The 18,675-nt window shown below is 42.0% G+C and carries 14 protein-coding genes; 7 read left to right on the top strand and 7 right to left on the bottom strand.

Annotation, left to right across the window (positions count from 1 at the left end; translation table 11 throughout):
• Nucleotides 1–23 precede the first annotated feature (23 nt).
• Nucleotides 24–1,172 carry a radical SAM family heme chaperone HemW gene (gene hemW / locus SD449_RS06255; protein WP_318309362.1) on the top strand — a complete coding sequence of 383 codons (1,149 nt, stop codon included), beginning with the start codon at nt 24–26 and terminating at the stop codon, nt 1,170–1,172.
• A 150-nt stretch (nt 1,173–1,322) separates the two neighbouring features.
• On the opposite strand, the gene SD449_RS06260 is transcribed toward hemW, so the two are convergent.
• Entirely contained in the window at nt 1,323–1,934 is a 612-nt protein-coding gene (locus SD449_RS06260; protein WP_318309363.1) for a DJ-1/PfpI family protein, read from the bottom strand.
• 233 nt (nt 1,935–2,167) lie between these two features.
• The gene (locus SD449_RS06265; RefSeq protein ID WP_318309364.1) at nt 2,168–2,650 is read right to left on the bottom strand and encodes a hypothetical protein; all 483 of its coding nucleotides are present in this window, start codon (nt 2,648–2,650) and stop codon (nt 2,168–2,170) included.
• A 168-nt stretch (nt 2,651–2,818) separates the two neighbouring features.
• Here SD449_RS06265 and SD449_RS06270 point away from each other — a divergent pair, with 168 nt between their 5' ends.
• The 6 genes from SD449_RS06270 to SD449_RS06295 all read left to right on the top strand — a co-directional run bounded on the left by SD449_RS06270 (nt 2,819) and on the right by SD449_RS06295 (nt 7,089).
• The gene (locus SD449_RS06270) at nt 2,819–3,571 is read left to right on the top strand and encodes a cyclase family protein (RefSeq protein WP_318309365.1); all 753 of its coding nucleotides are present in this window, start codon (nt 2,819–2,821) and stop codon (nt 3,569–3,571) included.
• On the top strand, nt 3,572–3,922 hold the full coding sequence (locus SD449_RS06275) for a DUF4260 domain-containing protein (RefSeq protein ID WP_318309366.1): 351 nt from the start codon (nt 3,572–3,574) through the stop codon (nt 3,920–3,922). It begins immediately after the preceding gene.
• Between the two features lies 1 nt (nt 3,923).
• Nucleotides 3,924–4,547: a DUF4230 domain-containing protein gene (locus SD449_RS06280; protein WP_318309367.1), complete on the top strand. Its 624-nt coding sequence runs from the start codon at nt 3,924–3,926 to the stop codon at nt 4,545–4,547.
• Nucleotides 4,548–4,621: 74 nt separating this feature from the next.
• Nucleotides 4,622–4,954: a Dabb family protein gene (locus tag SD449_RS06285; RefSeq protein ID WP_318309368.1), complete on the top strand. Its 333-nt coding sequence runs from the start codon at nt 4,622–4,624 to the stop codon at nt 4,952–4,954.
• Entirely contained in the window at nt 4,951–5,310 is a 360-nt protein-coding gene (locus tag SD449_RS06290; protein WP_318309370.1) for an MmcQ/YjbR family DNA-binding protein, read from the top strand. The genes SD449_RS06285 and SD449_RS06290 overlap by 4 nt, the downstream gene beginning before the upstream one ends.
• A 6-nt stretch (nt 5,311–5,316) precedes the next feature.
• Nucleotides 5,317–7,089 carry a MutS-related protein gene (locus SD449_RS06295; protein WP_318309373.1) on the top strand — a complete coding sequence of 591 codons (1,773 nt, stop codon included), beginning with the start codon at nt 5,317–5,319 and terminating at the stop codon, nt 7,087–7,089.
• Here the strand turns inward: SD449_RS06295 and tamL are convergent.
• From tamL to SD449_RS06320, 5 genes are all read right to left on the bottom strand, one after another.
• The gene (gene tamL, locus SD449_RS06300) at nt 7,086–9,410 is read right to left on the bottom strand and encodes a translocation and assembly module lipoprotein TamL (protein WP_318309374.1); all 2,325 of its coding nucleotides are present in this window, start codon (nt 9,408–9,410) and stop codon (nt 7,086–7,088) included. The two genes, SD449_RS06295 and tamL, sit on opposite strands and share 4 nt — an antisense overlap.
• Nucleotides 9,411–9,419: 9 nt before the next feature.
• Nucleotides 9,420–14,402 (bottom strand): translocation/assembly module TamB domain-containing protein, encoded by a 4,983-nt coding sequence (locus SD449_RS06305; RefSeq protein WP_318309376.1) that lies wholly within the window; start codon nt 14,400–14,402, stop codon nt 9,420–9,422.
• Nucleotides 14,403–14,543: 141 nt separating this feature from the next.
• Nucleotides 14,544–15,644, bottom strand: a complete 1,101-nt coding sequence (locus SD449_RS06310; RefSeq protein ID WP_318309377.1) for a DUF4407 domain-containing protein — start codon at nt 15,642–15,644, stop codon at nt 14,544–14,546.
• 105 nt (nt 15,645–15,749) lie between these two features.
• Nucleotides 15,750–18,110, bottom strand: coding sequence for a M56 family metallopeptidase (locus tag SD449_RS06315; protein ID WP_318309378.1), 2,361 nt, complete (start codon nt 18,108–18,110; stop codon nt 15,750–15,752).
• 2 nt (nt 18,111–18,112) lie between these two features.
• On the bottom strand, nt 18,113–18,478 hold the full coding sequence (locus tag SD449_RS06320) for a BlaI/MecI/CopY family transcriptional regulator (RefSeq protein ID WP_207034492.1): 366 nt from the start codon (nt 18,476–18,478) through the stop codon (nt 18,113–18,115).
• Nucleotides 18,479–18,675: the final 197 nt, after the last annotated feature.

Below are 18,675 nucleotides of genomic sequence, written 5' to 3' on the forward strand. Positions count from 1 at the left end.
ATTGCTAATTGTTAATTGATCGAATGAGCGGAATTTATATCCATATTCCATTTTGCAAGCAAGCTTGCCATTATTGTGATTTTCACTTTTCCACACAACTGGGAAAAAAGGAAACCATGGTCAAGGCCATTGCCAAAGAACTAGTTCTGCGTAAATCGGAGATTGATGAGGTGGTCGAGACGATTTATTTTGGAGGGGGAACACCATCAGTTTTATCCAATCATGAAATTGAATATTTGATTCAGGCAGTTTACGACAATTACAAAGTAATTAATGATCCAGAAATCACCCTCGAAGCCAATCCTGATGATTTGGTGTCATCTCGAGCGCAGTCGAGAGATCTCTTTTCAGAATATAAAAAGTCAGGGATTAACCGTCTCAGCATAGGCATCCAATCCTTTTTTGAAGAAGATCTACGTTTGATGAACCGTGCACATAATGCCCAAGAGGCTGAAAACTGTATTCGGGAAGCCAGAACTCATTTTGACAATATCTCCATCGATTTGATCTACGGAATCCCTGGTATGGGCAATGAACGATGGAAAGCCAATATTCAAAAAGCTTTGGATTTTGACCTGCCCCATATTTCCAGCTACGCGCTGACTGTGGAACCCCGAACGGCCCTCAAAAAGTTTATAGAAAAAGGTGTGGTCCCCGATGTGGATGATGAGCAGGCCCAAGAGCAATTTCATATTCTAGTGGAGATTTTGGAAGCCAACGGTTTTGTAAACTACGAAATTTCCAATTTTGGCAAGCCCGATTATTTCTCCAAAAACAACACCGCCTATTGGTTGGGCAAAACCTATTTGGGCGTTGGCCCATCTGCACATTCCTTTGATGGAACCCATCGAAGTTGGAACATACGGAACAACCCGACCTACATCAAAAAAATAGAAGAAAATGTGCTGCCCATCGAAATTGAGACACTTTCCACTACGGATAGGTACAACGAATTTGTAATGACGGGCCTACGTACCATTTGGGGTGTGGATTTGGCTAGAATAGAAAGTGAATTTGGAGAAAATTACCTGAGATACGTCAACCAACAATCCTCCAAATTTCTGGAACAGGATTTACTCGTTGTCAGGGATGGAAAGTTGCTCACCACCAAAAAAGGCAAGTTTTTGGCTGATGGGATTGCCTCGGACCTTTTTATGCTTAACTTAAAATAGTAAACTGTCATTCCTGCGTAGGCAGGAATCCATGAGTAGAATTGATTCCCAATGACGGTTTTCCGTTAAAAATATCCTGTTTATAAAAAAAGGCAAGTTTTTAGCCGATGGAATCGCAAGTGATTAGTTTTTTGTGGATTAAAGCAGTGCTTATTCGGCCACGAAATTATCGTTATCCTTGTCCTCTATCCAGTTGTATTCAATTTCTTTGGCCACCTTTCTGGCGAAATCAATACCGTGTCTATCGGCTAAAAAGCCCAGAGCCATATCCATGCCTGCGCTTACGCCCGAAGAGGTGTAGTATTTACCATCAACTTTCCATCTCGCTTTCTTGTCCCAATCAACCTCCGAATTTTGGGAAACAACCCATGAAAAAGCCCGCTTGTTGGACGTAGCCTTTTTGCCATCCAATAGTCCAGACTTGGCGAGAAGTGCGCTGCCAGTACAAACGGAAAGGACATAATCACTCGTTTGGGATAGTTCTTCTATTTTATCCAAAAGTTGGGGATTGTTCACTTCCTTTCGGGTACCCATACCCCCTGGAACCAAAATAATTTTAGGACCGTTGCCCATGGTCTCAAATTTTTCGGTCATGATGGGAACTTTGTGCCTATTGGTGACCACACCTCCCTCGAGGGAATAAAACTTGAGCGAGTATAGATCCACTAAACGGCCAAAAATTTCTGCTGGCCCGAAAACATCCAAGGTTTCATAATCATCGAACATGATAAAGGCAACTTCAATTGGCTTTTCTTTTTCCATGTTGTTGTCAAGTTTTTGGGCATTTACATCAATTAGAGCTAGAAATGCTAGAATTAATGTCGAAAGTAAAGATTTCAATTTATGTGTAGTGATCATTGGTTCAAGGTTGAGGTTGGTTTTTAGGTCAATGTCAATGTTCTAAGTTATGATTTGTTTTTAATGAAGCAAAGTTGTCTGTTTCAATGCTTTATTTGTAACGTTGTAATTTTCAGTAATACATTTTTTTTTCGCGTTTATTCAGCGTCGTCATTATAAATTCGAGTGTAATTTTCAAATTCAGTACTTTTTAAGTCTTTTTCAACGATTGCTTTGGCAATTTCGAAATCAACCACAAAACAGCAAACTTCCATTGTTCCGCTTCCAATACTTCCACCATCACAAAATCCGAGTCCAGTCCAACCTAAAGTTTCGTCCATTCTGTTTTGAAGTCGAGTCCGTTTTTCCACATCTTTCTCTGTTCCCATTCCATCAACTTCAAATTCAATCAAAAGCCTATAATGGTTTTCTATGTCAATTGGTTGAAATCCATTTTCAGTTTGTTCATATATCTCTTTTTGGATTTTCTCGTGAAAATTAGTTGAAAACCCAGATTTTACTTCTTTAAAACTTCCTTTTTCCCCAACAATTCCCTTATGGACTATTCCAGTTCTGTTATCTTGGTCCCAAGTTTCCCAATAATGTAATTTATTATCTACTTGTTTATATAATTTCAGCATTTTCTTTTAGATCAGATTTCTTAAATGACACACTACGTTAAAGATATAACTCGTTTCCATAAATTCTATCAAGTGATTTGTGAAGTTAGCAGAATTCAACCAAAAGGAATTTAATAATTGCATTTATCAAATGAATTGACTTAATTACTGCAAACTAGTTTAGCTTAAATGATTGCCACAGTAAAACACAACTCCCGTAACTATAAAATAGACCTCACCAAACCCCTTGATATTTCAATACCGCTCAAAGGGGGCGACAAAAACGTGAACGCATGGTACTTGGACCCGCCCAAAATCTCACCGCATGAAGAGGACGGGTTTGTGGGAAAGGTAAGCGACGGCGCATCCACCAATTTCAACGATATTTGGTTCAACCCCCATTCGCACGTTACGCATACCGAATGTTTGGGACATATTTCGGAGGAGTTCAACTCCATCAATAAAAAACTGAAGCAATTTTTCTTTTTGGCCGAGGTAATCACCGTGGCCCCCGAACAAATGGACGAGGATTTTATCATCTCGGAAAAGCAAATAAAATATGCCTTGGGCAACAAAAAACGACAGGCCGTAGTTATCAGGACCATGCCCAATTTAGGCGACAAGCGTTCCAAAAAATATTCGGATACCAACCCAACGTACCTGACCGAGGCAGCGGCCAAATATTTGGTGAAAAAAGGAGTGGATCATTTGTTGATAGACCTCCCCTCCGTGGACAAGGAAAGGGATGGCGGAGAGCTTTTGGCGCACAAGGCCTTTTGGAACATGAGCGGAAAGCCCAGGACCAAAGCCACCATAACAGAATTTATTTATGTGCCCAACCCTGTGGAAGACGGCACCTACTTTTTAAACCTACAAGTAGCACCTTTTGAAAATGATGCCAGCCCCAGTAGACCTGTGTTGTACAAAATTGAAAACCCATAAATGAAGACAACCCTGAAATTGGAAGAGGTAATGATGTTCGTTCTGGGCATCTACCTTTTTAGTTTGCTGGATTACCCCTGGTGGTGGTTTTTGGTATTGATGTTAACCCCTGATATTGGAATGGTGGGCTACATTTTCGGAAACAAGGTCGGAGCTTTTTGTTATAATCTGTTTCATCATAAGGGAGTGGCCATACTCATCTATCTGGTGGGCGCTTACTTTTCCATACCTTTATGCCAGTTGATCGGGGTAATTTTGTTCTCGCACTCCGCGTTGGACAGAATGCTGGGGTACGGATTAAAATATGATAAAGGATTTAAGTTTACCCATTTGGGTGAAATAGGAAAATAATATGGGCGAAGTTGTGGATATTGTTTTGGGGTTGATCTTGGGCGCAATAATCATGTATTGGGTCTATTCCCTGTTCCGAAAAAAGAAGAACAAAGAAATTACCGAAGAACAGTCTACCGTAATTCTCAATAAAATCCGTAGTGTATGCAAATTGGTTTCGGTTGAAGGGGATTTTGCCGAGATCTATCATTACGAGAACACCAAGGACAGCTTTATGAGCCTGTTGCGAAGCAAGAAAAAGGCATTGATCGTCATCAAGGCGAAGGCACAGATCGGGTACGACCTGAACAAATTGGATTTAAAAGCGGATAACGACAACAAGCGGATCATGCTCAACCATTTTCCAGAGCCAGAAATATTGTCCATTGAACCCGACCTGCAATTTTATGACATTAAAAATGGTATTTTTAACAGCTTTTCGCCCACAGATCTGACCAATCTGAATCAAGAGGCCAAAGAGCATATCAGAAAAAAGATACCCGAAAGCGGGTTGATGGAAACTGCAAGGAGAGAAGCATTACAGGCCGTTTTGGTCGTGGAAAAAATAGTGGAGACCATTGGATGGACATTGGATTGTTCCGCTTTGGAAATATCAAAAAAGGAAAAAGAATCAATAGAAGAGTAAATATGAAAACCAAAATTGTAACCCTGCTATTGGTAGGTGTATTAGCCTCCAGTTGTGTACAAATCAAAAATGAAATGAACAATAATTTTGACCACACGTTTGCCCACGTGGTCTATTTCTGGTTTAAAAATCCAGATAGTCAAGCCGATAGGGCCACTTTTGAAGCATCCTTGACCAAATTTTTGAACAGTTCGCAGTACGCGAAGACAAAATTTATCGGTAAGCCGCCAAAGGCCATCCGCGATGTGGTGGACGATTCGTTCACCTACTCTTTGATCCTTTCTTTTGAATCTGCCGAAGATCAGGCCGCCTATCAAGACGAAGCCGCTCACAAGGTTTTTATAGAAGAGTGCGAAGATTTTTGGGAGAAAGTCATCGTTTACGACTCACAGGGAATCCAGCAATGAATGTAGAGGAACTTCGGGAGCTTTGCCTGAACAAAAAGGGGGTGACCGAAGCGTTTCCTTTTGATGAAAACACATTAGTGTTCAAGGTGATGGGCAAAATGTTCGCCCTCGTGCCTTTGGAACGCCTCCCTACGCAGTGCAATTTAAAGTGCGACCCCGAAAGGGCCGTGGAGCTTCGGGAGGAATATGATGGCGTAATCATGCCAGGCTATCATATGAGCAAGACCCATTGGAACACCCTGTTTCTGGAAGAGCTCCCTCCCCGATTGATCAAAGATCTGGTCGACCATTCCTATGAACTGGTCGTATCTGGATTGACCAAAAAGCTTCAACAAGAGCTCAACAATTTAGGTTGATGTTTCATGAAAGATTTAAAAACATTTTACACTTCCCAGCGAGATAAACATCAGCAGGAACTTCAGCAGGCAAAAAAACAATTGGGCCTGTTGGCCACCTTGCGTTTGTCCGTTTTTGTGGCCTTGGCCCTTGGTATGTATTTCCTTTGGGGAAGTTCGTTGCTATTTGTAGTGCTGCCCTTGGGCATTGCGCTGTTTTTGTATTTGGTCACCCGCTTCAGCAATGTAAAACGCCATAAGGAATATTTGGAAAGGCTTATCGAAATCAACAATACAGAATTGAACATTCTGGCCCGAAAGTTTCATTATTTGCCCGACGGCAAGGAGTTTTTGGAACCCGATCATCCATATGCCCAGGACCTTGATATTTTTGGAAGGGGTTCCTTTTACCAGTATGCCAACCGTACGACCTTGGTGCAGGGTAGGGAGGTGTTTTCAAAGCTTTTATTGGACATATATCCAAAGGATATAGCCAAAAAACAGGCTGCGATTCAGGTACTGTCGCAATTACCCGAATGGCGGCAACATTTCTCGGCATTGGCAGGAGAGACCCGACCCAAAATATCCCCCGATGTGGTTTCCGACTGGATGAAAAACCACAAGTCTTTTATGCCCAAATGGGCGGGAATCGTTCCGCCGATTTTTGGTGTGTTGTCGATTGTACTGATTACATTGGCGGTTATGGGCCATGTGCCCGAAAGTTTGATTCTGTTCTGGTATCTCCTGGGCGCTGGAATCGTAGGTCGCTATGCAAAGAACATTATCGGATTTACCACAAATGTATCGGAGGCCCAAGAAACCATTCAACAACACCAACGACTGATTTCGGAACTGGAAGCACATGCTTTCAACTCAGAGTTGCTGCAAGAGCTTCAGAAAAAACTAGAGGTAAAAGGGGAGAGGACATCAAAAATTCTAAAGAAATTTTCCCAAAGTATGACGATGTTGGAGCAGCAGTTCAACCTCATAATTTCGATGTTTGCACAGGGTCTCGGCTTATATAGTGTTTATTATGCCTATAAAGTGGAATCTTGGATCGAGAAATATGGGGACGATGTTGAAGATTGGTTTTCCGCCATTGCCCAGTTTGATGCCTACATCACGCTTGGTACCTATGCCTTCAACCATTCCGATCATACCTATCCGAACTTGGTTCATGGTGACATTATCCTTAGCGGGAAAGAAGTGGGCCACCCCTTGGTGGACCCCAAAAAGAACGTTTTAAACGATTTTGAGATCGCAAAGGGTCGTTTTTGCATAGTTACGGGCGCCAACATGGCTGGTAAAAGTACCTTTTTGCGTGCCGTTGGCCTGCAGATAGTAATGGCCAACATGGGTTTGCCCGTAAAAGGAAGAGAAGTGTTGTACCGTCCCGTACGTTTGCTAACAAGTATGCGATCTTCGGATTCTTTGGCGGATGAGACTTCCTATTTTTATGCGGAGCTCAAACGCTTAAAATACATTGTGGAGGAGCTGGATAAGGATGACTGTTTTGTGATTTTGGATGAAATTTTGAAGGGTACCAATAGTGTGGATAAGGCCGCTGGTTCCAAAAAATTTGTTGAACGATTGGTAAAAAATGGGTCTACGGGCATGGTCGCTACGCACGATCTAAGTTTGTGCAGCCTTGCCGATGAACTGTCCGAAGTGGAAAACCGCTATTTTGATGCCCAAATCGTAAACGGGGAACTGTATTTTGACTATACCTTTAAAAAAGGGGTTTGCCAGAACATGAACGCTTCCTTTTTGTTGCGGAAAATGGATATCATCAGGGATTAGAAAGGGTAGCCAATGGCAAAATTCAATGTTGCTTTGTTCCCGTTGTTTCCAAAAAAGGGAACGTTCCATCTGTCATTTTTTGGTTGATAGGGCACTCTAAAAGGTGAGGCCAAATCAAACCGAATCACAAAATTCTGGATGTCCACCCGCAATCCAAAACCGAACCCTGCGCCCATTTCCTGCAACCAATCCGATTCAAATCTGCCATCGGCAAAAAGGGTATTTGAAAAAGTACTGTTTTGTTGGTCGTCCTCCAATTCGTCAAAATCCCCAGTAAGCCATACATTGCCCGCATCTACAAAAAAAGCACCTTTAAGATAGGAGAATATAGGGAAACGATACTCGATATTGGCTTCCAGTTTTAGGTTACCCGATCGGTCAAAATAATCGGTAGTGGAATCTTCCGAAGTGGCATTAAAATTTCCTGGCCCCAGTGAACGGATATTGAAAGCCCTAACACTATAGGGACCTCCTGAGAAAAATTGTTTCACAAAGGGAAGGGTCTCACTGTTTCCGTAAGGTATTCCCCATCCAGCATACACTCTCGACACCAAAGTTTGTTCCTTGCCCATTCTCAGGTAAAACCGAAAATCCGCATCCATTTTGGCATATTGCGCATATTCCGAGCCAAAAATGGTACCTGAACCGCCATCAATCAAACTAAAAAAGTTTCCTGCCAAATCGATATTGGTAGAAAAGAAAATAGGGTAATCCTTACCCAGATCGGATACTTCGTCATAAGTAAAAGTGTACAGGAGTCCTGCTATAAAACGTTGGTCAAAACTTCTACGGAGGAAGGGATTGTCATCCAAGATCTGTTGGAACTCATCCGTCACATTGGACAATCGAGTGTAATTGATACTAATTGGATCTAACTGGTGAAAAACATATCGGTTTTCCTTCCAGGTATATCCAAAGGAACCGTTGATGGAACTCAAGGTAAAAAGTTGACTCCTTTTCAAGAAATCCACCCCTGCGGATATTTTTGTTTTGGGAACGGAATACCTGAAATTTTCTGGTGAAAAGGGAATGGAACGGGGGAAAATCAAATCTCCCTTTACGCCCCAAGCAATACTGCTTAAACTGGAATTGTTTCCAGACGTAAGTTGGGATTCATAAGAAAAATGAGTGGACAGGCTCAAGGTTTCCCCTCCTTTAAAAAGGTTTCTGTTATTATAGGTCAACAATAGTCCTGGGCCCGTAAATCCGTTAGATTTGGTCACCGCCTGTATTTCTGCCCGCAACGATCGCTTCGTCAAAGGGGCCAGATAAATATCTGCAGCAAGGGAGCCTCCATCGCCGTCGGTCAAGGTAGTGTCCAATTCGGTGTACTGTATGTTCACATACTTATAACTGCCCAAGGAGGAAAGCCTGCTGCTGGTTATTTTGGAGGTGTTTGCATTGTACAGATCTCCCTCTTTGAACAAGAGATACGTTTCCAGTAATTTGGGTTTAAAATAGTATTCGTTCTGTATGAAATCGGTCCCGTTTACCGTGGTTCGGTTTTGTTTGGACAATGGTAGGGTATCGCCCTCGATCGAATAATTGGGATAAACCGTGATGGAGTCGATGGTGTAGGGTATGGCCGTTTTTTTAGGTACATTTTTCTTTAAACGAAGGAACAGGTCGAATTTTCGATTTTGGTATTGATTGGTGTCCGCTTCAAAAATCATAAGGTTGGCATGACTGTTATAGTACCCTCGCTGTTTTAATCCATGGTCTAAGCGTTCCCGTTCCGCTTTTAAAAGATCAAGGTCAAAACGATCGTTTTGTGATAAGGGGGTCGCTTTGATGAGGTCCAACAACTCGTTGTAGATGGGCAGGGAATCACGGTCCACTTCGTAGTTTTCCAGCGTATAGGGTTCCTGTACCGTTGCGGAGTAGTTGACCGATGCATATTTTTCCTTTAAAAGGGTCTCGGAGCTGGACCTGCTGTAAAAGAAGCCGTTGTTGTCCAAGCGGTTCAATAAAAGCTCTTCCACCTGTTGCGGATTCACATCGGAGAAGTATACGGGTTCCTCACCAAAGGATTTATTAAGGAACTTGTAAATAAAACCTGGTTTTTTCCGCTGTGCCTTATAATGAAAATATAGCGCAGGCTTCATTCCCAAAAATGTGGTATTGGGGTTGGGCTCGATCAAATCGATCAGTTCAGACTCAACATCTTTTAGTTCGGTTACGTTGCCAATGGTATCCAATGTCAATTCTGCCCCCGTATAGAGACGCTCGCCTTCGGGGATAAACTTTTTTATACTGCAGGAGTGGAACAACAAAGCTGCTAGGCCACCATACAAAATATATGTTTTGATAAAAGTTTTCAAAAAATGATTTTATGGTTTCTTCTTGTCATTGTCCGTTTCGGTTATTTCCTCTTCTTTGCTCTTGGGCTTTATGGGATTGAACAATTGACTGAATTTATTGAATTCCCTATTGAAAATAAAGGCAAGCCCTGTAACTATCAGTTGACCATCGATAACATTTTGGTATTCTTGCCTTCTAAAACCCTTAAGTCTATAAGTACCTTCCTCGTTCAAGAGATATTCCAGGGTCACATTCCCAATGACTGGGGTAGCGGTATCCGAGCTTGATGATTTTCCCTCAACATCCACGGCACTTCCCGCGGTAACTATAAAACGGTCATCGAATAGTTTTTTGCTTGCGTTAATGTTCAGTTGCGTCCTGTTCTGGTAGCCATCTCCCTGATTCTCCTGAAAACTATCCAAGTCAAAATCCAGTTCCAGCCCCGTGTTTCCCATGATTTTGTTGGAAATGGAATTGAGCTCGCTGGACAGTACTTTGTTCACATTGTCTCGGGCAATGGCAACAGCGCCGCCATTACTTCCATCGCTACCCGAGGTGGGATAAAAGCGGTTCAGGGCCAATAACGAAAAAACCTGTTTGTTGAGCTCGGATTCTTGTTCGTTCAACTGCTGGATGCGTCCATACACACCTCCACCGTAACTTCCCTGCACATTTTCGGGCATGTCCAGGGCAAAGGAGATTTCGGGGGCGGTGATTTCACCATCGACCATTAAATAGACCAAAAATTTGGCAGGCCTTTGGTACTGTCCAGAGATTCCCGTGTCCTGCCCATAGCTTATGGAGGACATCAAGGGTGCGGCGGAAGTTTCGACTTCGTAAGTGGCCGTAACATCCAAGGTTGCATTGTAGGGGTCCCCAGACCAAACCACGTTGCTGCCATCGTTTATTGTGAATTCACGGTTTACCAAATTATAGAGGCTTGTCTTGTAAAAACCTGAATTTAGATCTAACCTTCCCGATAAACGGATGCTCTGATTGGGGTCAATGTTCAAATTTAAGGTCGCATTACCAGATGCCTGAAGCATGTCGCCCGTGCGCTCGTCCAATACAATTGTGAAAACTGATTCGTCCGAGATTTGCAAGGTGGTACTGATGTCCATTCCCTCAAAAATGGAGTTGGTCGTTTCACCAGTGTTTCGGGTCAGGATGGCATCGGGGTTTTCACGGTTGACAAAGATCACAACGCCTTCTCTCTCCTGTATTTCATATTGTGTCTTGGGAACCAGGTAGGTAAGGTCGGTTGCATCACCAATGGTAAGTTTACCGTTGATGATGGGCAGCTCCAAATCTCCCGTCACTTCCAATTCCGTATCAACGATGGCCTTACCATACACAAGTTCATTGTCGCCTTTTTTGGAATCGAGCATCGTAAATTTATCCGCTTGGACGGATAGGTCGAACCTAGGATTTAGTAGCTCCTCGGTAAAAACGGTTCCATCGAGCACCAAAGTACCTTTATTGGTATCGTTTATTCTGAAATCATCAAAGATAATCTCCTCTTCATTCAGATCAAGCGTTTGCTCCTTCACGCTCAAGTTTGTTTTAAAGGCTGAAAGGGTGAGTCCCACATCGTTGAAATTCAATGTTCCAGAATACATAGGGTCGTTCAGCGTGCCCCCGACCTTCATGTGTCCTGAAAAATAACCTGATGGGTCGGATATTTCGTCTTTGAGAAATCCCTGAACAATACTGGTTTCAAATTTTTGAATGTCAAGATCCATATTTAAATCCGAACCATTTTGATGGGCCACATATCCTCCTGTCAAAGTTAGGTCGGCGCCTCCGCCAGAGAGTTTTAGGTCAAAATCATAGTCCGAAAGGGATTTGGAAGACGCATTTAAACTGAGACTCCCCAACGGGTTCTGCATCAAACGAAAATCCGAGATATCCAATTTGGAAACCAATCCAGTAGCTTCGTAGGGGTTGAGAATCACAAAATTTCCCTGTACCGTTCCTTTTGCCAGTGCTTCATCTGGATTCAATAGACTTAGAAAGGTCTGAAGCTGAAAATTTTCGAAAATGATTCCAATATGTTCATTTTCCATTTGGGGAACCGTTGTGGATACCTCCAGTTTTTGTCCGTTCCTTGAAAGCACTAGGTTTTGAAATTCCGTAAATGATTCCGCCATTACAATTTTATTGTCATCTGGGATTTCCCAAGATTTTGTGTTCAGCAGCAGGTTTTTAGGGGAGATGTGCAAGCTAAGGGTGTCTTTTTTGAACACCAGTTCGGAACTTATGTGCATGATCTGTGTAGTATCGTTTACAGAACTAAAGTCCAGCACCAACTCTTTGTTCTTTAGGTTTCCTTCTATATGGGTTCGCTTTAAAAGTATGGGGTCGTATTCAAAATTTTTGAGGCCTGCATAAAAATTGAGGTTGGTGGAGTCGCCTTTGAGATTTACTTCAAGACTGTCCACCGTGCTCCCAGCATAGGTAAACTTTGGAACGGATATTTTTCCGCCCAATTTTTTTGTTTTTGAGTTAAAGTCGGCATCTATGTTCAAGGAGTCCAAATCTTCCACGCCATTAAAAAAGACCTTGGAAATGATGGGTGTGGGTTTTAGGGCCAAATCCAATCGGGCCTCAACGTCAACCAGATCGGCAGAAAGGGTACTATCCGTGGAAAAATAATTTTCCAGTTGCTTTTTCAGGGCCGTCCTAATCCTATCGGGAGATGCATTGGAATACAGTCCGCCGTTTATAAAACCGCTCTCCACTGTGGCGTCGGTGATAGAGTCTTGGACATGGGCATTCAGCAGTATCGGTGCAATCTGAAATTGTTTGTTGTCCGAGACCGCGATACCATTTTTGATCGAGGTGTTGACCGTATAGTTGTTCGAGCTTCCGTTGTACGATCCTTCGATATTGCCAGCGATTTTTATATCGTCCCTTGTAAATCCAAGTTTTCTTAAATCTGCTCCTTCAATGTTTAATGTAAAGGTTATGGCGTTGTTTTCTGAGGTTAAATCGATGGAAGTATCGGCTGTTAAATCGAGGTTTTCATCCGCTATGGCAAGCGCAACTTGCCCTGTGCCATTGTTCAATTCACCTTCTAATTGGATGTCCTTGTACTCATATTGATTCAACTGAAGTTGGGAGATAGTCCCTTCAACTTGGGCATCCATATCCGCAAGTTCCGTTCCTGAGCCAGAGCCTTTTAGTTCTAGCGAGATTGCACCAATATTTTTATTTTGAAGCAGGGCACCAAGTTGAAGACTATCCGTGCTTATGGTGCCATCAAAGCGTTTCTGATTTCCAAAATTTGCAAAGGCGTTCAAAATAATGCGTCCCTCAGGAATCTTTACAATTGACTTGGTCTTAATGGATTCGAGGTCACCTTTGAGAGTTCCCGTGAGGGTAATGTTTTCTGGAATCTTGAAGCTTATACTGTCTTTGGATATAAACGGTCGGATATCTTTTTCCGTAGATTTTATATCGATATTTTTCAAATTATAGGCGAGGGAATCCATTTCCATGATATTGGAAAGACTTCCTTGCATTAGAATGGACGAAGAACCCCACTCCAGTTGGGTATCAAACTCATCTACCATTTTTAAGCTTCCGTTTGCCTTTACCGACCCTGTGATGGCATGTTGGGCGAGTGCATTTATGTAATCGTTCTTTTGCAGTTCGGGCAGGAAGCTTTGTATGTCCGAAGGTTGCACATGAAGTTGATTCAAACTGATTTGTAGCGTGCTGTTTTGTGGATTGTCAAAGGCGTTATCGATGGATTTATATTGAAGGTCAATATTGGCGTTGGCAACACTGTTGTTGAGCTGCACCTTCAAGTTGGAAATAACCGCCTTGGTGTCCGATATACCTGCCTCGAAACCCAATTGTTTCAGTGCAATTCCACTGCCTTCCTTAAATGAGAAATTAGTAATCCCCACATGGAAATCCTTTGGAATGTATCTAAAATCGTTTGCTTTCAGGGCAATATGGTCTATCAAAAAAGCATCGGGATTAAAAATGCTATCATTGGGAACATTGCCATTTTTGGAAAAATCAAGGGAATTGGATTCCAGATTCAGCTCCTCCGCCACTAGTTCCATATCAGGCCATGCAAAGGGAGCGCTTGGCTCCGAACTTTTTGTGGAATCCTTGGGTTGATTTAGTGTCAACTGTAGACTTGAATTTTTTAGTCGTATTCCACCAGTTTTGTAACTGTTTTTGGAAAGGTCTATGGCCGTTTCCTCCAGGCCCATGTCAGACAGTTGCATTTTTGTACGAATGCCATCAGGTTTTGAGTTGTATTCGATGGCAACTTCGGCTATCTCAAAGTTGTCAATCTGAATTTTAGGCGGTGTTGAGGCGGTGGTATCGTTGCTGATGGGAAATGGGCGGGTTTGCTCATAGGAAAGTTGACTGTTCTTCAAAACAAAATCGTCCACTCCAAAATGCATTTCCTCAAGGTCAAATTCGGTAACCTCAATCTCAAGTTCACCAAGTTTCACATTGATTTGGGTTCCTAAATAGGCATCATTGTACCGCAATTTCCAATTGGTGAGTTGAAAATCGCCCAGCGAAATGGACATGGGTTCAGCCGTTGATGTGTTTTCTTCGGAGGAGGCGAAGGCGTCCAATAGAAAAGAAAAGTTGAAATCTTTTTGTTCGTTGTTTCTGCTAATGTTGGCAACAAGACCAGTGGCCTCAACATCATCAATGGATAGTTCGTTTTTTGCGATCAAAGGATATATGGGAAGGTCCATTTGGAGCTCTTTGGCATACAGCAAGGTGTCCCCTTGTTTGTCTTCCAGATAGATGCCCTCTACTTGTACGTCCCCAGAAAAGGTGATAAAGACTTTGCTTACTTCGACCTTGGTCTGCGTTTTATTGGAGACGTATTCCGTGATGCGGGTAACGATCAGACTTTGCGCCCAAGGTGTTCTGATGATCAAAACCAGGATGAAGAACAAAACCAACAGAACAAGGAAGCATTTCCCAATGGTTTTTAGGATTCTTTTACGGTTCCACTTTTTATCCTTCATACATACCAAATCGAAGCGATTGCATCACTTTTATTTTACAAATCGTCAGAAACACCTTGTAAAGATAGGATAGTGCTATGTAAGAAGGATGCTGAAACGGGATAAAGAATATCTCGATAGCATCACCTGTCGGGTAAAAAATTATAGATTCTTAACCTGAAGCTTATGGAAACTATCCGCTTGTAAACGTAACAGCTCTTCTGCCTTTTGCTTTTTGTAGCGGTACAGTTCTTCTTCGTTTTTGATGTCGGCGTAGATTTGCTGATTGAGTTCCCCATCGGTGGCCATAAGCAATTTACGTTGTTCCACTTTTTGGGAGACCCAAGTAGCGACCACACTTTCCTGCTCTTCGAATTTGTAGTCGTATTCCCCTTTCGGAGACATTAATTTTGCAATGATGGGCGCGGTTTCGATGGCCAAGAACAACAAAAAGATGAAAAAGGATGGGAACCAGGGCAATTTGCCCAACGCATTAATGCGTGCCATCAGTCCGTCAAAACCATCAATAATGGGCTGTGAATCGGCAACTGCGGTATCGTAATCGGTTTGAAGGGCCGCAATCTGGGCCTCGATATTCTCGATTTTATCGGCGTTCGTTTCTTTTAAGGAATTAAGCTCCGCCAGAGCCGCATCGTGCTTTTCACGTTTCTCCTTGTACACGGGGCCTTTGCCCAATAGTCCAGTTCCCGCTCTGCCTTCGGCTTCGGAAATGTAGGTATCGTAGAGCGCGTTGGTCTCTGCTTCTTTGGTCGCAACCTCATTCTTCAGGTTGGCAATGTCTTGGTTTAGGCTTTCAATTTTTGGAGTGTATTGGAGTGCCAATTGTTCCTTGTTGTTCAAGGTCAAGGCATTTTTTTCTTCCAAGAGCACCTGATTGATTTCTTTTTCAAAAATCTTCATCTCCAAGGGCTTTGAAATCACCACGGCGATGATCAAAGCCAAAACAATTCGCGGAGCCGCTTGGAGCAGTTCTCCCTTAAAATTGTCACGCTTTTTGATGGTGGACACAATATATCTATCCAAATTAAAAATGAGCAGACCCCATATCAGTCCAAAGAAAACAGCGGTATATATGTTGTCGAAAACTGTGTAAAGGGCATAGCCCGATGCAATAAATGCCATTACGGCGGTAAAGAATACGGTAGCGCCGATGCCAGCGTATTTGTTGCGTTCCCCATTGGAACAAGTCTCTAAAATTTGGGTGTCGGCTCCCGAGCAGAAAATAAAAAAGCGTTGTAGCATAGCGTGTTCTCTTTGATTGATAGATTATTAGAACGCAGTTTTTATGGATTTGTTACATAAAAAGCCCCAATTAAGGGGCTTTTAACATTGTATGGATAACAGGGTCTAGTTGTCTATTTCAATAGGGTCTACCGACAGCTTGACTATCGGGTTGTCGCCCTTGGTGCCCCTGATGTCAATATTGATTTTATTGTTTTTCTGAACGGTTCGCATTGCTTCTTTGGCAGATATTTCCTTGCCGTTCAACGTAAAGGTTGCTCCCTTGTCCGCCATCTCCTTGATGTGCTCCAATGGTGATTTTGGCGCAGGCGGTGCAGGGGGCATTTGAGGAGCGGGAGTACTCACTTCCTTCACTTCTCTCGTACTTAAGGGAGATTTTGGAGGTTCTGGTTCTCCAATTGCAGGTGGTGCTGGCGGTGGCGGTGGAAAATCAGGGAACGGTTCGGCATCGTTACGTTGTTTCTCGGACATTTTCCCATAAATGGTTTTTAGGCGCATTACCTCATCTTTTTTGATGACCATATGGTTTCGGTCCATTGCATTGTACTTTTTGGCCAAAGTATTGTATTCTTTCATTTCTTCCCGAGTGGCACTGCTTTGACCGAGCATTTTTGGCTCCACAATATTTATGGTCGCGGAACCGTATTCTTCAAAAATACCATCGACTTTTTGGATAACATCTTTTGGGGTGGTTGCCTCCGCATTTATAATCGAACGGATAGTTTTCTTCCTTTCTTCAAGGGAAAGGTGGTCATTGATTTTTGCGAGCTCACCTTTTAAATCTTCCAACGGGACTAATTTATTTTGGAATAATAGCTTGCCATTTTTATTGATGTGGATTTCAATGGGATTGATGGTTTTTTGGCGATCATTTTGATTCTGTTTTGAAGTATAAATCGCATAATTGGCTTTATTTCCAAACCCCAATGGGGTCATACCAATTATTTGGTTTCTCTTGATAAGGTTGTTCAATGTATTGGCAGGTACAATAGTTTCATCGTCAACGAGGACCAAATCACTCTTGGAATTTAGTCTTATCCAACTGTCGCTCAATAGGTAGAAGTCTTTGTCTATTTGCATGAAGACATTTTGGTTGCCCTTTTTAGATGACTCTATTTTTTTTGCCAAAACAAAGTCTTTTTTAACCTCGGGATAATTGGTTAATATAGTTTCATAATCAAGATTTTTTACATTAGGAACTAGGGACGATAGCTGCCTTGTGTTTGATTCGTCTTGTCGTAAACCAATGTAGATAGCAGAACTAATTTTACCTTGTAAATTTCCCCAATGCTGTATTTGATTTGTGGAAACATACCCCTCTTTTACCACATTGAAATCAAAAAATATTTCACCTGAACTGGAAACTTGAAATTCAATATTGTAATATCCCTTGTTGTCGGTTTTTGCAAGTGTACTTCCTTTGGAATCAGTAATAATGGCATTTTCAAGAGGTAATAAGGTTTCTGAATCTAAAATAAGACCTGCTAATTGAATAGATCTGGAGGAAATCCCATCTGCGGACTCAAAACTTTTGTTTTCTGGGTACAAGGATGTTTCTGTAAACTCGACAGGCGTGGTACGGGTTATTGTTTTCGTCTCACTAAACCCAAATAATAATAGGGCCGTAAGTGGCAGGAGCAATAGGCTCCTGAGTACAAATGATGTTTTTGATGTTTTTGTTTTCATGACTGTAAAACGTTTTTTGATTGATGAATAATTGATGGCATTTGCCATGCCGACCGACTGATGATTTTCAATGCCGTTTGATAAGTACGACAGCAAAGTATTTTGATATTGTGAATGATCATGGTCTTTGTTGATCACCGCGTTATCAGCTAAAAATTCGTGGTTGAGCTTTATGGACGATTTAAAAAGATAGATCAACGGATTGAACCAAAGAATGACTTGGGCCAATTCTATAAAAAGGATATCCAAGCTATGCTTTTGTTTGGCATGGGTCTCCTCATGCAGCAAGACTTCTTGTGGGATGTTGCCTTCCTTGTGCTGTTTTTGGTTTAAGAAGATAAAGTTGAAAAATGTGTGTGGGGGCAACGCTTGTTTCAAAAGCACCTTGGTGACAAAATTTTCCTTGAACTTGGGATTCTTCTTAATTCTTAAACGTATTCGTAAAAGATTTGCCATAAAACGCAGTCCGAATCCAATAACACCCAATCCATAAACCATCCACAACAAAAGTTGCCAATCAAAAACCGAAGCTTCTGTAATAGGTTGTTCAATTGCGGTATTGGAAATAGGTGTTGTTATCGGAGCAATTGAAGTGGTGGTGGGTTCAACCGCATCGATATATTCGATAAACACCAAGTTGGGAATTATAAAGGAGACGATAATGGCCCCCAGAAGAAAGTAGCGCTTAAAATGGTGTATGCTTTCCCTTTCCAGCATTAGTTTGTAGAACACCAGAAAAACGGTCAGGCAGGCTGTGGATTTTAAAAGGAAGACCAACATAATTACTTCTTTTTGATTTCGTTGTCAATTAATTTTTTCAAGTCCTCCAATTCTTCTTTGCTCAAGTTGGTTTCTTGGGTAAAGAATGATGCAAACTGACTCGCACTGTCGTTGAAGAAGTTCTTGATGAGGCCGTTCACCTGCTTCGAAAAATAGTCTTTCTTCATCACCAAGGGATAATATTCCCTACTTCTACCTATACTATTGTAGCCAATAAAACCTTTGTCCGCTATCCGTTTTAAAAGCGTCGCCACCGTGGTGGTCGCTGGTTTGGGTTCGGGATAGGCATCCAAAATGTCCTTCATATAGGCCTTTTTCAATTTCCAGACAATGTTCATTAACTCTTCTTCGGATTTTGACAATTGCATTTTTTCGGTTTTACCATTTATGTTCTACAAACATAGAATAAAAATTAATATTCTACAAGTGTAGAGTTAAAATAAATCGGTTTTTCTGTCTTTTTAATTCAAAACGTGTTGAAAAACCCACTTGATCTATGTTCTAAAAAAGATAGGGTTATGTGCCCTAAGTTACTGTGCATCAGAATTGGTAGCGATACTTTTAT

This window comes from Flagellimonas crocea (genome assembly GCF_033441595.1).
Taxonomy (GTDB): domain Bacteria; phylum Bacteroidota; class Bacteroidia; order Flavobacteriales; family Flavobacteriaceae; genus Flagellimonas; species Flagellimonas crocea.

What these genes read in the sequence shown, in the direction of transcription:
- SD449_RS06285 (WP_318309368.1), top strand. Translation starts at nt 4,622, where the DNA reads ATGAACAATAATTTTGACCACACGTTTGCCCACGTGGTCTATTTCTGG.
- SD449_RS06280 (WP_318309367.1), top strand. Translation starts at nt 3,924, where the DNA reads ATGGGCGAAGTTGTGGATATTGTTTTGGGGTTGATCTTGGGCGCAATA.
- SD449_RS06260 (WP_318309363.1), bottom strand. Translation starts at nt 1,934, where the DNA reads ATGGAAAAAGAAAAGCCAATTGAAGTTGCCTTTATCATGTTCGATGAT.
- SD449_RS06275 (WP_318309366.1), top strand. Translation starts at nt 3,572, where the DNA reads ATGAAGACAACCCTGAAATTGGAAGAGGTAATGATGTTCGTTCTGGGC.
- SD449_RS06305 (WP_318309376.1), bottom strand. Translation starts at nt 14,402, where the DNA reads ATGAAGGATAAAAAGTGGAACCGTAAAAGAATCCTAAAAACCATTGGG.
- SD449_RS06310 (WP_318309377.1), bottom strand. Translation starts at nt 15,644, where the DNA reads ATGCTACAACGCTTTTTTATTTTCTGCTCGGGAGCCGACACCCAAATT.
- SD449_RS06290 (WP_318309370.1), top strand. Translation starts at nt 4,951, where the DNA reads ATGAATGTAGAGGAACTTCGGGAGCTTTGCCTGAACAAAAAGGGGGTG.
- hemW (WP_318309362.1), top strand. Translation starts at nt 24, where the DNA reads ATGAGCGGAATTTATATCCATATTCCATTTTGCAAGCAAGCTTGCCAT.
- SD449_RS06320 (WP_207034492.1), bottom strand. Translation starts at nt 18,478, where the DNA reads ATGCAATTGTCAAAATCCGAAGAAGAGTTAATGAACATTGTCTGGAAA.
- SD449_RS06295 (WP_318309373.1), top strand. Translation starts at nt 5,317, where the DNA reads ATGAAAGATTTAAAAACATTTTACACTTCCCAGCGAGATAAACATCAG.
- SD449_RS06265 (WP_318309364.1), bottom strand. Translation starts at nt 2,650, where the DNA reads ATGCTGAAATTATATAAACAAGTAGATAATAAATTACATTATTGGGAA.
- SD449_RS06315 (WP_318309378.1), bottom strand. Translation starts at nt 18,110, where the DNA reads ATGTTGGTCTTCCTTTTAAAATCCACAGCCTGCCTGACCGTTTTTCTG.
- SD449_RS06270 (WP_318309365.1), top strand. Translation starts at nt 2,819, where the DNA reads ATGATTGCCACAGTAAAACACAACTCCCGTAACTATAAAATAGACCTC.